This is a genomic window from Bacillus sp. SM2101, from assembly GCF_018588585.1.
Classification (GTDB): Bacteria; Bacillota; Bacilli; order Bacillales; family SM2101; genus Nanhaiella; species Nanhaiella sioensis.
The window spans coordinates 23819-38016 of sequence record NZ_JAEUFG010000027.1 but is presented as its reverse complement, the minus strand read 5'-3'; the positions used below and the strand labels follow the sequence as shown (position 1 = coordinate 38016).

Sequence of the window (14198 nt, the reverse complement as noted above, 5' to 3'; positions counted from 1 at the left end):
ATTTTGGTTGTCTAAGCTATTTCCATACTAATCATAGCTTTTCATATTAGGATCAAACACATATACAACAACATTGCGTGGTATCATTTCTTCGAAGAAATGATGACAGCCTCATAAAAATTTATCTCCCTATGCTCATATTAGTAACATGAGCAACAAATTTGCGAAAGAGACTTAGGTTGAACTTTCCCCTCATATAAATCTTCTAATAATTAATAAATGACCATATGCTCATTCTTTAATGTTTATTCTGACAATATAATGTACTTACGGATGTTTCCTTGAAATTGGAGGCTATTTGAGATAATATTCATAGTGGATAAAAAGGTTACATTGGAGGCCTGTAGATGAAAAACCGATTTGCGGTAATATTGGCCGCTGGGCAAGGTACAAGAATGAAGTCAAAATTATATAAAGTTTTACACCCTGTTTGTGGCAAACCGATGGTTCAACATGTTGTCGAAGAAGTTACAAAAATAGGTGTATCGCAGTTGATAACTGTAGTAGGACACGGTGCTGAACAAGTGAAAGAGCAGCTTGGTAACACTAGTGATTTTGTGTTACAGAAGGAGCAACTAGGTACAGGGCATGCTGTATTACAAGCAGCTCCGCAATTAGAACAGCAAGACGGTATTACTATTGTTTTATATGGAGATACCCCACTTATTACTGAATCTACCATGAAATCTTTGTTGGAGCACCATGACCATACAAAAGCAAAAGTGACTATTTTAACAGCTATTGCAAATGATCCGACAGGCTATGGAAGAATTGTTAGAGACGATCTAGGCAAAGTCGAAAAGATTGTTGAGCATAAGGATGCCAACGATCAAGAGCTTAGTATTCAAGAGATTAATACAGGAATTTATTGTTTTGATAACAAAGCTTTATTTCATGCATTAAAGCAAGTATCAAATGATAATTCACAAGGTGAGTATTATTTACCCGATGTAGTAGGAATCTTGAAAAATGAAGGTGAAACAGTCTCTGTTTACCAAACACCATCTTTTTCAGAAACGTTAGGAGTAAATAACCGAATTCAACTTGCAGAAGCTGAACAAATAATGAAAGAGCGAATAAATAATTACCATATGTTAAATGGAGTGACAATCATTGATCCGCATTCAACATATATATCATCAAATGCTCAAATTGGTCAGGATACAACTATACACCCGGGAACTATCATAGAGGGTGAAACAGTTATTGGAACTGATTGTACAATAGGTCCTCATACAGAGCTGAAAAATTGTCAAATAGGAAGCCAGTCAGTTATTCGTCATTCAGTGGTACATCAAAGTGAGATTGGTAATGAAGTTAATATTGGTCCTTTTGCACATATTCGACCTGATTCTTTAATAAAAGATGAAGTGAAAATTGGTAACTTTGTAGAAGTGAAAAAGTCTATCATTGGAGATGGCAGCAAAGCATCGCATTTAAGTTATATTGGAGATGCTGAGGTAGGTAAAGGTGTCAATATTGGTTGCGGCTCAATAACAGTGAACTATGATGGTCAAAATAAATATTTAACTAAAATAGAGGATGGCGCTTTTATCGGATGTAATTCTAATTTAGTGGCGCCAGTTACAGTTGGAGAAAGAGCATATGTGGCTGCAGGCTCTACAATTACAAAAGATGTTCCTGGAAGTGCACTATCTATTGCCCGTGCGCAACAAGTAAATAAAGAACAATATGTTAACCGTTTGCGAAAAAAGAAATAATTTATTCTGATATGTTTTAACAACGTCTGGATTTGTTACAATAACTAAGATAATGATTATCGGAGGTTAGTAGGAGAATGCAATCAGTCGATCCAAAATTAAAAGTATTTACACTTAGCTCAAATCAAGGTGTAGCTGAAGAAATTGCTAAAGTTATAGGAGTCGAATTAGGAAAAATTGCTGTTGCTCGCTTTAGTGATGGTGAAATACAGATTAATATCGAAGAAAGCATCAGAGGCTGTGACGTATATATTATTCAGTCAACAAGCTCACCAGTGAATCAGAATTTAATGGAATTATTAATTATGATTGATGCTTTAAAACGAGCGTCTGCAAAAACCATTAACATTGTTATGCCGTATTATGGATATGCACGTCAAGATAGAAAAGCTCGTTCTCGTGAGCCGATTACTGCTAAACTAGTTGCTAACCTCATAGAAACCGCTGGAGCAACACGTGTTATAACACTCGATTTACACGCTCCACAAATACAAGGCTTTTTCGATATTCCAATTGATCATTTAATGGGTGTACCGATTTTAGCAGATTATTTCAACAGTAAAGGTCTTGAGGATATAGTGATTGTTTCTCCTGATCACGGTGGTGTGACCCGTGCAAGGAAAATGGCCGATCGTTTGAAAGCACCTATCGCAATAATCGATAAACGTCGACCTAAACCGAATGTAGCTGAAGTAATGAATATTGTTGGTAATGTTCAAGGTAAAACTGCCATTTTAATTGATGACATTATTGACACAGCAGGAACGATTACATTGGCTGCAAATGCACTCGTTGAAAATGGTGCTTCATCGGTGTATGCATGCTGTACACATCCGGTTTTATCTGGTCCAGCTATTGAAAGAATACAGAATTCAAATATAAAAGAGTTAGTCGTTACCAATTCTATTGCATTACATGATGATATGAGAATCGAAAAAATTGTAGAGCTTTCTGTTGCTCCTCTAATTGCAGAAGCGATTGTCCGTGTCCATGAACAAGAATCAATAAGTGCTTTATTTGATTAATTATTATTATTAGGTTTATCTCTACCCGGTTTTGGGGAAAGTTACTCATAGGACGAGTACACAAACCAAACGGGTAGGTGAATAGAATGGCATTATTGCAAGCAAATGAGAGGCAAGATTTTAAACATTCATCAATTAGGAAATTGCGGGAGGAAGGTAAAATCCCTGCAGTTATATATGGTGAGAATTATGAGAGTAAGGCGATCTTTATTCACGGGGCAGATTTTCTGAAAACGATAAAAGAAGCTGGTCGCAATGGTATTATTACGCTCTCACTTAATAATGATCAACATTCAGTGATGTTGCATGATATTCAAAAAGACCCATTAAAAAGTGACATAGTGCATGCGGATTTTCAGGTTGTTAATATGAAGTCAGAAGTTGAGGTTGATGTAAATATTCAACTCATTGGTGATGCAATTGGTGTCAAGGATGGCGGAGTACTCCAGCAACCGTTACACCAAGTCTCTGTAAGGGCGTTACCTGCTAATATCCCAACTTCCATTGATATAGATGTGTCTAACCTGGAAGTTGGTCAAACGATATCTATTGGTGACATTCAAACAGTAGATAAATTTGACATTAATCATGATATGAGTGAAGTAGTTGCATCAATTTTACCTCCAAAACAAGAAGATGAAATAAATAGTGGTGAAGAACAAGAAACTGGGCAACCTGATAATGTTGAAGGTAGAGAGACAGATGACGAGTAGGTATGCTTACGCATAAAGTGATTAGCCAAAATTGAGTTGAACTTGCTCGAGATTAAGAAAACTTTATCTAGGGTTTGTCGAAGTTGCTTAACCCCATCCTTCAAAAGCATCGTTGTGCTTTTTGTAGGCATGGGGTTCTAGTGCTTGTTGGATGTGTATGAGAAGCTAGTGTGGTCTATAATGTCTAGCTACTACAGCGCCTATCCACCCGAGACAGCTTTAAAAATTCATCCGAAGGAAGGCAAAAAGCTCCTTCGTGTGAATTACATGAGTGTTTGTCTAGATGAGTCTGGTGCTTGCGTTTTTTATTATACATATGGGGGAATCTTGATGAAATTAATTGTAGGTTTAGGAAACCCTGGTAGAGAATATGCTCTAACAAAACATAATATAGGTTTCATGGTTATTGATCAATTATCTACACGATTTAATATCGATATAGATAAATCTAAGTTTTCAGGATTATATGGAACAGGTATGTATAATGGTGAAAAAGTAATATTATGTAAACCGCTTACATATATGAATTTATCAGGAGAATGTATTGGGCCGTTAATGGACTATTTCGATATACCTATTGAAGATCTATTGATTATCTATGATGACCTGGATTTGCCAACAGGAAAAATTCGTTTAAGAACAAAAGGAAGTGCTGGTGGACATAATGGAATTAAATCCACAGTTAATCATCTTGGCACTCAAGAGTTTAAAAGAGTACGTATAGGAATTGGGAGGCCAACGAATGGCATGGCAATTCCAAATTATGTTCTTACAAAATTTGTTGATGATGAAATTGAAAAGATAAATGATGCTATAAAGGTTTCAACAGATGTATGTGAAGATTGGATTTCATCACCTTTTTTACAAGTAATGAATAAGTATAATTAATCAATGAAATTGAATAACTTCCTAGGATTGCGTAAATACTATCACTAAAACCAATTGGGAGGATAACAAATGTCACTCCATTATTATTGCAGGCATTGTGGTATAAAAGTTGGTAGTATTGAAAGAGTATCACTATATACTGAAAGTTTAGGATTTCAATTACTTTCTGATCAGGAACGTCAAGAGATGTTATCCTACGAAGATAACGGTGATATCAAAGTATTAACAATTTGTGAGGATTGTCAAGAAGCATTAAACCGAAATCCAGATTTCCATCTATATGAAACATTTATTCAGTGAGAAGCTTTGGTCTAATACCAAAGTATTTTCCTGTTTAATGTTGATTATTTTGTAACATTAAGTTGTTTTCCGTAAGCAAATAAACATTTCATACAAATAGAGTTCTGAATATATTATCTTTTTTTACGATAATAACGCATACAATTTGATCTAGCATAAAATAGTAACGTATGCAATAAAGAAGTTTTTTTATTTATTTTGGCTGTTTGCGCATTGATTGTAGTTTTTCGTACTAAGATATAAAGTTCGATGCGTTTTTTCTTCTCATTTACAGATGAAAGTCGCACTAACTTTAGCAATAGTTAACAAAGTTTTAAAAAAATTCGTAAAAAGTGTAACGCATTTTATATAACTAGAATATTATTAAACCCTGCTAAGTCATTCGAGAGGAGGGGGTTGAATGTTAGGTATACAAGAATATTTTTTATATAATGATGATTTGGCTTCAATTGTAAACGGCATTGATGAAGGGCTTAAAGAGCAGCTTGTAGCTGGATTATCAGGATCAGCTAGATCTTTATTTTTTGCTTCAATCTATAAAGATACAAATCGCCCGTTACTAATAGTGACACATAACCTCTTTCAAGCGCAGAAGATTTATGATGATTTACTAGGGTTGTTAAGTAGTGATCATGTATTTCTATACCCAGTGAATGAAACAATTGCGTCAGAGATAGGAACTGCTAGTCCAGAATTAAAAGGACAGCGTCTAGAGGTATTGGATTATTGGTGTTCATCAAAAAAAGGTATTGTCATAGCACCTGTTGCAGCTATAAAAAGGTTACTTCCCCCAAAAGAAGTTTGGGATAGCTATCAATTAAATTTCTCAGTAGGAAATGACATAGACATAGATCAATGCTTAAATAAAATTGTATTAATGGGTTACTCAAGAGCATCAATGGTTACAGCACCCGGAGAGTTCAGTGTTAGGGGTGGCATTATTGATATATACCCATTAACTGAAGAGTTTCCAATTAGAATAGAACTTTTTGATACTGAGATAGAGTCAATACGTACATTTGCAATTGATGATCAACGGTCATTGCAAAAGATAGAAAAAGTAACGATTGGTCCGTCAACTGAAATTCTAATAAGTAACGATAAAATCGATCACGTAATTAACTCAATAGAAGATAAACTTGGAGAAAGTTTGAAAAAAACAAAGGACAGTGATGTAAAAAAATTATTAGTGGAAAACATTACTGCTGAAATAGAACAATTAAAAAATGACCAACTTCCGAGTCAAGTATTTAAATATTTATCTCTTTTCTATGAAAAGCCTGCAAGTTTACTAGACTATGTACCTAATAACGGTCTTATTTTATTTGATGAAATGAGCCGTATCCAAGATATTACGACAACCTTAGATAAAGAAGAAGCTGAATGGTACACGAGCTTACTTTCCGAAGGTAAAATTATTCATGATTTACAGCTGTCTCATCATTTTTCTACTCTTATACAAAAGATAGACAAGCCGCTTATTTATTTTTCTTTGTTTTTAAGGCATGTTCAGCAAACAAGTCCACAAAATATTGTCAATATTACTTGTAAGCAAATGCAAAGTTTCTTTGGGCAAATGCATGTATTGAAAACCGAATTAGAAAGATGGAAAAAAGGAAATTATACTGTTGTAGTTTTGGCTCCGAATGAAGAAAGACAGAAGAAGATACAACATGTTCTTGAAGATTATGATTTGAATTTTGCTACAACTGATAGCAATGACAAAATAATAGCAGGTACAAATCAAATTGTTATAGGGGATTTAAACACAGGTTTTGATTTGCCTTTACAAAAGCTAGTAGTTATTACTGAAGAAGAATTGTTTAAAAATAGGACGAAAAAAACGAAACCGAGACAGAAGCTATCCAATGCAGAAAGAATTAAGAGCTACTCAGAATTAAAGGTTGGCGATTATGTTGTTCACATTAATCACGGTATCGGTAAGTATATTGGAATTGAGACGCTAGAAATCAATGGTATACACAAAGATTATCTTCATATTGAGTATCAAGGTAGTGACAAGCTATACGTTCCTGTCGAACAAATAAATCAAGTGCAAAAATACGTTGGCTCAGAAGGTAAAGATCCAAAAGTGTATAAGCTTGGCGGAACAGAGTGGAAACGGGTTAAGAAAAAGGTTGAGTCCTCAGTACAAGATATTGCTGATGACTTAATTAAGCTATATGCAGAGCGAGAAGCGAGTAAAGGGTATAGCTATAGCCCTGATGGTGATATGCAGCGAGAGTTTGAGTCGGCTTTCCCATATGAAGAAACAGTAGATCAACTACGTTCAATTGGGGAAATTAAAAAAGACATGGAAAAAGAGCGCCCTATGGATCGGTTATTATGTGGTGATGTAGGGTACGGGAAGACAGAAGTAGCAATCAGAGCAGCATTTAAAGCAATTGTTGATGAAAAGCAGGTTGCTATCCTTGTGCCGACAACGATTTTAGCCCAGCAGCATTACGAAACTATTCAAGAAAGATTTCAAGATTATCCAATTAATATAGGTTTACTTAGCCGATTTAGATCTCGTAAGCAACAACTCGAAACAATTAAAGGCTTAAAAGATGGAACGATTGATTTAGTTGTAGGTACTCATCGAGTGTTGTCTAAAGATATTTCATTTCGTGATTTAGGGATGTTAATCATTGATGAAGAGCAACGGTTCGGTGTAACACATAAAGAGAAGATTAAGCAAATGAAAGCTAATATTGATGTATTAACTTTAACAGCAACACCTATTCCTAGAACGTTACATATGTCCATGTTAGGCGTCAGGGATTTGTCTGTAATTGAAACACCACCTGAGAATAGATTCCCAGTGCAAACTTATGTAGTTGAATATAATGGTGCACTCATTAGAGAGGCCATTGAAAGAGAACTATCTAGAGGTGGCCAAATATACTTTCTTTATAACCGTGTTGAAGATATTGAACGCAAAGCCGAGGAAATCTCTATGCTCGTTCCAGATGCACGAGTTGCGTATGCACATGGAAAAATGACTGAAAACGAGCTGGAATCTGTCATACTTAATTTCTTAGAAGGTGAAATCGATGTCCTTGTTAGTACAACCATCATTGAAACAGGTGTTGATATACCAAATGTTAATACGTTAATTGTATTTGACGCAGATAAAATGGGTTTATCACAATTGTATCAGCTTAGAGGAAGGGTCGGTCGTTCGAACCGTGTAGCTTATTCATATTTTACACATCGTAAAGACAAAGTCTTATCAGAAGTTGCTGAAAAAAGATTGCAAGCAATAAAAGAGTTTACAGAGCTAGGCTCTGGTTTTAAAATTGCCATGCGTGACTTGTCAATAAGAGGAGCAGGGAACTTGTTAGGGTCGCAACAACATGGATTTATTGACACTGTTGGATTTGATTTATATTCCCAAATGCTGAAAGAGGCAATTGACGCAAGAAGAGGAAATGAACCAACTGCAACAGATCCAGATATAGAAATAGACGTAGAGGTTGATGCATATATCCCTGACCAATACGTTTCTGATGGTCGACAAAAAATAGACATGTATAAACGCTTTAGAGCTATTACTACACTAGATGATTTAGAAGATCTTCAAGAGGACATGACAGACCGTTTTGGGGAATACCCAGATGAAGTATCTTATTTATTTCAAATTGCTGAAATTAAAGTTTACGCAATACAACAAAAGATACTATCAATTAAACAGGTGAAACATGAAGTAACAATATTATTTAGTGAAGAGCAGAGTGGTAATGTTGAGGTTCAAAGGTTAGTTCAGCTTACACAACAATATGGGCGATTGATTGGGTTAGGTATGGAAGGCAAACAATTAAAAGTTGTTTTCCACACAAAAGGTATTCCTGCTCAGCAATGGTTAGCATCAATGTACGATTTCCTAAAAAAACTGGCTGACGTTAAGGAAGAGCAATTAAAAACTGTATAAATAGGTTTATTTGTAATATTAATTGGCGATACTGTATGTTTGTTTTTATTTTTAAAAATTATGCTTTCTTTATGTATAGTTCTTTGTTTGAAGAGGATACTAATGTCAACAATGGTGATTTATACATGGACAACACTTTAATCACCATCATTTAATCATCAGATGAAAGTGAGGCATCTTTAGATGAAAGCAACTGGAATTGTTCGTCGAATTGATGATTTAGGCCGAGTGGTAATCCCTAAAGAAATACGGAGGACATTACGAATTAGAGAAGGTGACCCGCTAGAAATTTTTGTTGACCGCGATGGAGAAGTGATTTTAAAAAAATATTCTCCTATAAGCGAATTAGGTAACTTCGCTAAAGAGTATGCAGAGGCTTTATTTGACAGTTTAGGACATAATGTATTAATATGTGATCGAGATGTGTTTATAGCAGTAGCGGGAGGCTCCAAAAAGGACTATATTAATAAAAGTATTAGCAGGATGATTGAGAAATCTATGGAGGATCGTAATACTGTACTTAATACCGAAGAAAAAGAAATATCCTTGATAAGTGACCAAGAAGAACCATTGTCATCTTATGCTATAGGTCCAATCATTGCAAATGGAGATCCAATTGGAGCAGTTATAATTTTTTCAAAAGATACAGTGATTGGGGAAGTTGAGCAAAAAGCTGTTGATACAGCAGCAGGTTTTTTAGCAAGACAAATGGAACAATAAAACAAACAAAAGGCGGCAAACATGCGGCCTTTTCTTATTTATTGGCTGTTGTGTTAAGCACTAACAAATAACCGCGTTTATAAATCTTTTCTTCTTCTTTACTGTTATAGTTTTGCAATATAACAACAAAGAGTAAGAAAAGAGGCTATTTAGATGATGAATCTTTACGCTTCAAGCCCCTATCCTCTCGAGATTGCTTCTCGTTTTAATTAAAGTACCTTCATGTGATATGCTCTCATTGCTCTCAATATCATTGAAGCAGTGAAAGTAAAGCATGACTTTCTTCAATTTTTTTCTTGAAGGGGTGAGTTGGTGAACATCCATTCCGATTTGCAAAAAAAAATTTTTTTGCAAGGAACAGTTATATTATCTATTGCAGGTATCGTTACTAAGCTACTTAGTGCGGGATATCGGATACCTTTCCAAAATATTGTTGGAGATATCGGGTTTTATATATATCAGCAAATATACCCATTTTATGGAGTGTTTTTAACGTTATCAACCTATGGGTATCCAGTTATAATTTCTAAGCTACTAATAATTTCATTTGAACAGCAAGATTATAAAAGAGTTAAAAAAGTTGTTGTGGTCTCCTTTTTATCCTTACTTGTTGCAGGAATCGTTTTTTGTAGTGTGTTATATTTTTTTGCTAATAAGATAGCGATTATTATGGGTGACCCGGAATTAACTATATTGATTAAAGTTATTGCTTTTTCATTTTTATTAATGCCATTTATCTCAGTATTAAGAGGTTATTTTCAAGGACAGAAGAATATGGTTCCAACCGCTGTTTCACAAATGGTTGAACAATTTATTAGAGTCATAACTATTCTAATATTTTCTATTCTCCTCGTATCACATGGGTATGGCATGTATGCTACCGGTGCTGGAGCACTTTTCGGATCGATCACAGGTGGATTAACAGCAATTGTAATTTTGTTAATATATTATAAGCAAAATAATCTATTACATACAGAGCGCCCGTTAATATTTAATAAAAAGGAAAATAAAGAAATAATAAGGGTGTTATTTACGCAAGGGGGACTTATTTGTATTAGTGGGATGATCCTTATCCTCTTTCAATTAGTGGACTCATTTACGTTATACTCATTATTAATCTCAAGTGGTATGAGTGACGTTATCGCTAAAGGTGCAAAAGGAGTCTATGATCGTGGATGGCCACTTATTCAATTAGGAACTGTTGTATCAACATCAATCTCGCTATCTTTAATTCCAATCATTTCTAGTGCATATATTCGTCATAATTTACAATCTATTAAAGAGAAGGTTAATTTATCAATCAGAATTAGCATTGTTGCTGGTGTAGGCGCATCAGTTGGGTTAGCTTTTATTATTGAACCGACAAATATTATGCTTTTTCAAAATAATCAAGGGACAGATGTGTTAAGGATACAAGGTTTTACTATACTCTTTAGTTCACTTATCTTAACAACTTCATCTATTTTTCAAGGTATGAACAATTACATAATTCCTGCAATTAGTGTTGTCGTAGCGTTAATTTTAAAAGGGCTGTTAAATGTTCTACTTGTTCCTATTTTAGGAACAAAAGGGGCTGCATTTGCAACTATCATTTCACTATTGATAACTGTGTTATTTCAGTATTATTTATTGTATAGGAAATTCCGAGGGTCTATATGCAGAATCAAGGATGTTGTCAAGATACTAGAAGCAGCCATAGTAATGGGCATAGGTTTATATGTATATATTCATTTTACAAATCTATTGTTGGTATTTATTAATAATCGGCTTTTTTCGGCTTTGCAAGCAATTACTGCTGTAATGATCGGTATCATATTATTTCTCTTCGTCATTATTAAAAGACAAGTTTTTACCCAAAGTGAGTTGTCAATCATTCCTTATGGAAATAAGCTAGCCTATTTTAATAGAGCAAATAAGAAGTTAGGTGATTAATAATGAAGAAAATAACTGTAATAGGTTTAGGAGCTGGCGATTTAGAGCAATTACCTCTAGGAGTTTATCGATTGTTACAAAAGGCTGATCATATTTATATACGAACAAATGAGCACCCAGTCGTACAGGATCTTATGAAAGAAGGACTACATTTTAATTCTTTTGATAATGTATATGAAAAATACGATCAATTTGAAGAAGTATACGAAGAGATAGTAAATGTCTTAATTTCCGAAGCGCTGCATAAAGAGATATTATATGCTGTACCTGGTCATCCATTTGTGGCTGAGAGAACAGTTCAACTATTAGTGGACAAGTGTAGTAAGTATGGTATTGAAATTAATATTGCTGGAGGGCAAAGTTTTCTTGATTCAACATTCACATCATTGCAAATTGATCCGATTGAAGGGTTTCAGTTTCTAGATGCAACGTCACTACAAAGGCAACAAATTCAATATAATCAACATATTATTATATGCCAAATGTATGATCAATTTATTGCATCTGAGGTGAAGCTAACACTTATGGAGGATTTGCCTGATGATTATGAAGTAATGATCCTTACAGCTATTGGTAGCGAGGCTGAAGAAGTAAGAAAAGTACCATTATATGAATTGGATCGTCAGTCTACCATAAGTAATTTAACAAGTTTATATGTACCTCCTGTAAATGATGAGAAATTGCTTTATCATACATTTTCTTCATTACGTTCTGTTATAGCAATTCTTCGTGGGCCAGATGGTTGTCCATGGGATAAAAAGCAAACGCATCAATCATTAAAGAAATATATTCTTGAAGAAGCATATGAGCTTGTAGATGCGATTGACAATGATGATGTTTGGAATACAATTGAAGAGCTCGGAGATGTACTTCTACAAGTTATGTTACATGCTCAAATTGGAGATGATGACGGATTATTTAACATTGATGATGTGGTTAGAAGTATAACAGAAAAAATGATTCGACGTCATCCACATGTTTTTGCAGGGGAAAGAGTAGTTGATAGTGATGAAGTAGTCTATAATTGGGAACAAATTAAGCAAGATGAAAAAAAGGGAATGCAACACTCTGCATCATTACTTGAGGAGGTCCCAAAGAGCTTACCGGGCTTATTAAGAGCTTATAAATACCAAAAAAAAGCAGCTCAGGTAGGGTTCGATTGGGATGATGTTAGTCCGATGTGGGATAAAGTGAGGGAAGAAATAGAGGAGTTTCAAGTTGAGGCAACCAATCACAACCAAAAGAATATGCTTACTGAGTTTGGTGATATTCTTTTTGCTCTTGTAAATATATCTCGTTATTATAAAATTGATCCGGAAGAAGCGATAACAAGTGCAAATAATAAATTTTTTAAGCGGTTCCGTTTTATTGAAAACACTGTGAGAGATGAGGGGAAAGAGATTGAATCCTTTTCTTTAGAACAATTAGATGAAATTTGGACATCTGCAAAGAAAAAAGGATTATAATGAGAACACTAGGACTAGGTAAATACGCTTACCCTTCATGTGGTTTTGATAACGAGTATTTATGTTATAAGCTATCGACTTAAAAAAACATATACGAAATCTATGATATATGAAAGAAGTGAAAAATATGAGACTAGATAAATTTCTTAAAGTTTCTCGCTTAATTAAAAGGAGAACACTAGCAAAAGAGGTTGCTGACAAAGGAAGAATTTCGATAAATGGTATCCAAGCAAAAGCAAGTTCAACTCTTAAAGTGGGGGATGAACTAACCATTCAATTTGGTCAAAAAGTTGTAACGGTAAAGGTAGAAAAACTTGTTGAGACAAGTCGTAAAGAAGAAGCTAATGACTTATACTCGATTGTAAAGGAAGAGAGAAAAGAGGAGCAAAGCTGAAAAAATTTACCGTTGACCAACTTAATGAACATACATTGAGCAACTGGTTGCGTAAGTTTTATAGGCTTGTTCTAAAATGATTGTCCCTAACATACATTGATATAAATGTTTGCTATGAAGCATGTCTTCAGCATAAAAGCGAGGGATGATCATGGATCAATATTATGAAGGTAGCTCAAATCAAAAAGGAACGATTAAAGAGCACGACTTAGTAATGAGAGGACGAAGAATTCTTGACATAACAGGTGTCAAACAGGTTGAAAGCTTCGATAATGAAGAATTTTTATTAGAAACTGTGATGGGATTTTTAGCTGTTCGTGGCCAAAATCTACAAATGAAAAACCTAGATGTTGATAAAGGGATTGTCTCGATTAAAGGGAAAATATTCGATATTGTATATTTAGATGAACAATATGGGGAGAAGGCTAAAGGTTTTTTTAGCAAGTTGTTCAAATGAGTTTAACGACTCAATTTTATACAATGATGTCTATGATTGGTATTGGGAGCTTTTTAGGAGCAGCTCTCGATACTTATGGACGCTTCTTACAGCGGTCGTACCGAGCAACATGGTTAGTTTTTATAAATGATATTATGTTTTGGTGTATGCAAGGCTTTATTATATTTTATGTTTTGTTACTCGTTAATGAAGGTGAACTTAGGTTTTATATCTTTATTGCTATTTTATGTGGTTATGCTGCCTATCGTAGTCTATTTCAATCGTTATTTTTAAGATTGCTGGAATTTGTAATTAAATTAATAATTTCGACATATCAAATTGTAAAAAAGCTCGTTCACTATATTATCATAAAGCCAATTCAAATATTGTATCATTTTATTGCTATACTGGTTATAGGGCTTTTAAACGTATGCTATACGACTATTCGTTTTTTGGTAAAAGTACTTATTTATTTTGTACAAGTATTGTTTATCCCAGTGAAAAAGCTAGTAAAGTTTGTGTTTCAACTACTCCCTAGCTCTTGGAGAAAGTTTTGTGTAGTTTTTTTAAAAAAACTTGCAGGATATTTTAAAAAAATAAAGAATGTACAACATATCATAATAAAATGGTGGAAATCAATCCTAAGTTTTTTAAGGAGGAAGTTTTAGA

General features: G+C 34.3%; 12 protein-coding genes. All 12 read left to right on the top strand.

The window, feature by feature from the left end; genetic code table 11:
• Window positions 1-347 precede the first annotated feature (347 nt).
• The 12 genes from glmU to yabQ all read left to right on the top strand — a co-directional run bounded on the left by glmU (window position 348) and on the right by yabQ (window position 14197).
• Window positions 348-1721 (top strand): bifunctional UDP-N-acetylglucosamine diphosphorylase/glucosamine-1-phosphate N-acetyltransferase GlmU, encoded by a 1374-nt coding sequence (gene glmU / locus JM172_RS19705; protein ID WP_214484084.1) that lies wholly within the window; start codon window positions 348-350, stop codon window positions 1719-1721.
• A 77-nt stretch (window positions 1722-1798) separates the two neighbouring features.
• Window positions 1799-2746 carry a ribose-phosphate diphosphokinase gene (locus JM172_RS19700; RefSeq protein ID WP_214484083.1) on the top strand — a complete coding sequence of 316 codons (948 nt, stop codon included), beginning with the start codon at window positions 1799-1801 and terminating at the stop codon, window positions 2744-2746.
• Between the two features lie 86 nt (window positions 2747-2832).
• Window positions 2833-3459: a 50S ribosomal protein L25/general stress protein Ctc gene (locus tag JM172_RS19695; RefSeq protein WP_214484082.1), complete on the top strand. Its 627-nt coding sequence runs from the start codon at window positions 2833-2835 to the stop codon at window positions 3457-3459.
• 330 nt (window positions 3460-3789) lie between these two features.
• Window positions 3790-4347, top strand: a complete 558-nt coding sequence (gene pth / locus JM172_RS19690; protein ID WP_214484081.1) for an aminoacyl-tRNA hydrolase — start codon at window positions 3790-3792, stop codon at window positions 4345-4347.
• Window positions 4348-4416: 69 nt separating this feature from the next.
• Window positions 4417-4647, top strand: coding sequence for an anti-sigma-F factor Fin (gene fin, locus JM172_RS19685; RefSeq protein WP_214484080.1), 231 nt, complete (start codon window positions 4417-4419; stop codon window positions 4645-4647).
• A gap of 400 nt (window positions 4648-5047) precedes the next feature.
• A complete protein-coding gene (gene mfd, locus JM172_RS19680) occupies window positions 5048-8581 on the top strand; it encodes a transcription-repair coupling factor (protein ID WP_214484079.1) in 3534 nt (1177 codons plus the stop codon).
• Window positions 8582-8764: 183 nt separating this feature from the next.
• Window positions 8765-9301 carry a stage V sporulation protein T gene (gene spoVT / locus JM172_RS19675; RefSeq protein WP_214484078.1) on the top strand — a complete coding sequence of 179 codons (537 nt, stop codon included), beginning with the start codon at window positions 8765-8767 and terminating at the stop codon, window positions 9299-9301.
• Window positions 9302-9631: 330 nt separating this feature from the next.
• A complete protein-coding gene (locus JM172_RS19670) occupies window positions 9632-11233 on the top strand; it encodes a putative polysaccharide biosynthesis protein (RefSeq protein WP_250886787.1) in 1602 nt (533 codons plus the stop codon).
• A complete protein-coding gene (yabN, locus tag JM172_RS19665) occupies window positions 11233-12699 on the top strand; it encodes a bifunctional methyltransferase/pyrophosphohydrolase YabN (protein ID WP_352223880.1) in 1467 nt (488 codons plus the stop codon). The genes JM172_RS19670 and yabN overlap by 1 nt, the downstream gene beginning before the upstream one ends.
• Window positions 12700-12826: 127 nt before the next feature.
• The gene (locus JM172_RS19660; RefSeq protein WP_214484113.1) at window positions 12827-13093 is read left to right on the top strand and encodes an RNA-binding S4 domain-containing protein; all 267 of its coding nucleotides are present in this window, start codon (window positions 12827-12829) and stop codon (window positions 13091-13093) included.
• 151 nt (window positions 13094-13244) lie between these two features.
• Window positions 13245-13550: a sporulation protein YabP gene (gene yabP / locus JM172_RS19655; RefSeq protein WP_214484075.1), complete on the top strand. Its 306-nt coding sequence runs from the start codon at window positions 13245-13247 to the stop codon at window positions 13548-13550.
• On the top strand, window positions 13547-14197 hold the full coding sequence (yabQ, locus tag JM172_RS19650) for a spore cortex biosynthesis protein YabQ (protein ID WP_214484074.1): 651 nt from the start codon (window positions 13547-13549) through the stop codon (window positions 14195-14197). Before yabP ends, yabQ begins: the two co-directional genes overlap by 4 nt.
• Window position 14198: the final 1 nt, after the last annotated feature.

Bases quoted from the DNA above. Each gene is read 5' to 3' on its own strand.
- mfd (WP_214484079.1), top strand. From the start codon at position 5,048: ATGTTAGGTATACAAGAATATTTTTTATATAATGATGATTTGGCTTCA.
- JM172_RS19700 (WP_214484083.1), top strand. From the start codon at position 1,799: ATGCAATCAGTCGATCCAAAATTAAAAGTATTTACACTTAGCTCAAAT.
- JM172_RS19660 (WP_214484113.1), top strand. From the start codon at position 12,827: ATGAGACTAGATAAATTTCTTAAAGTTTCTCGCTTAATTAAAAGGAGA.
- yabQ (WP_214484074.1), top strand. From the start codon at position 13,547: ATGAGTTTAACGACTCAATTTTATACAATGATGTCTATGATTGGTATT.
- fin (WP_214484080.1), top strand. From the start codon at position 4,417: ATGTCACTCCATTATTATTGCAGGCATTGTGGTATAAAAGTTGGTAGT.
- spoVT (WP_214484078.1), top strand. From the start codon at position 8,765: ATGAAAGCAACTGGAATTGTTCGTCGAATTGATGATTTAGGCCGAGTG.
- pth (WP_214484081.1), top strand. From the start codon at position 3,790: ATGAAATTAATTGTAGGTTTAGGAAACCCTGGTAGAGAATATGCTCTA.
- glmU (WP_214484084.1), top strand. From the start codon at position 348: ATGAAAAACCGATTTGCGGTAATATTGGCCGCTGGGCAAGGTACAAGA.
- yabP (WP_214484075.1), top strand. From the start codon at position 13,245: ATGGATCAATATTATGAAGGTAGCTCAAATCAAAAAGGAACGATTAAA.
- JM172_RS19695 (WP_214484082.1), top strand. From the start codon at position 2,833: ATGGCATTATTGCAAGCAAATGAGAGGCAAGATTTTAAACATTCATCA.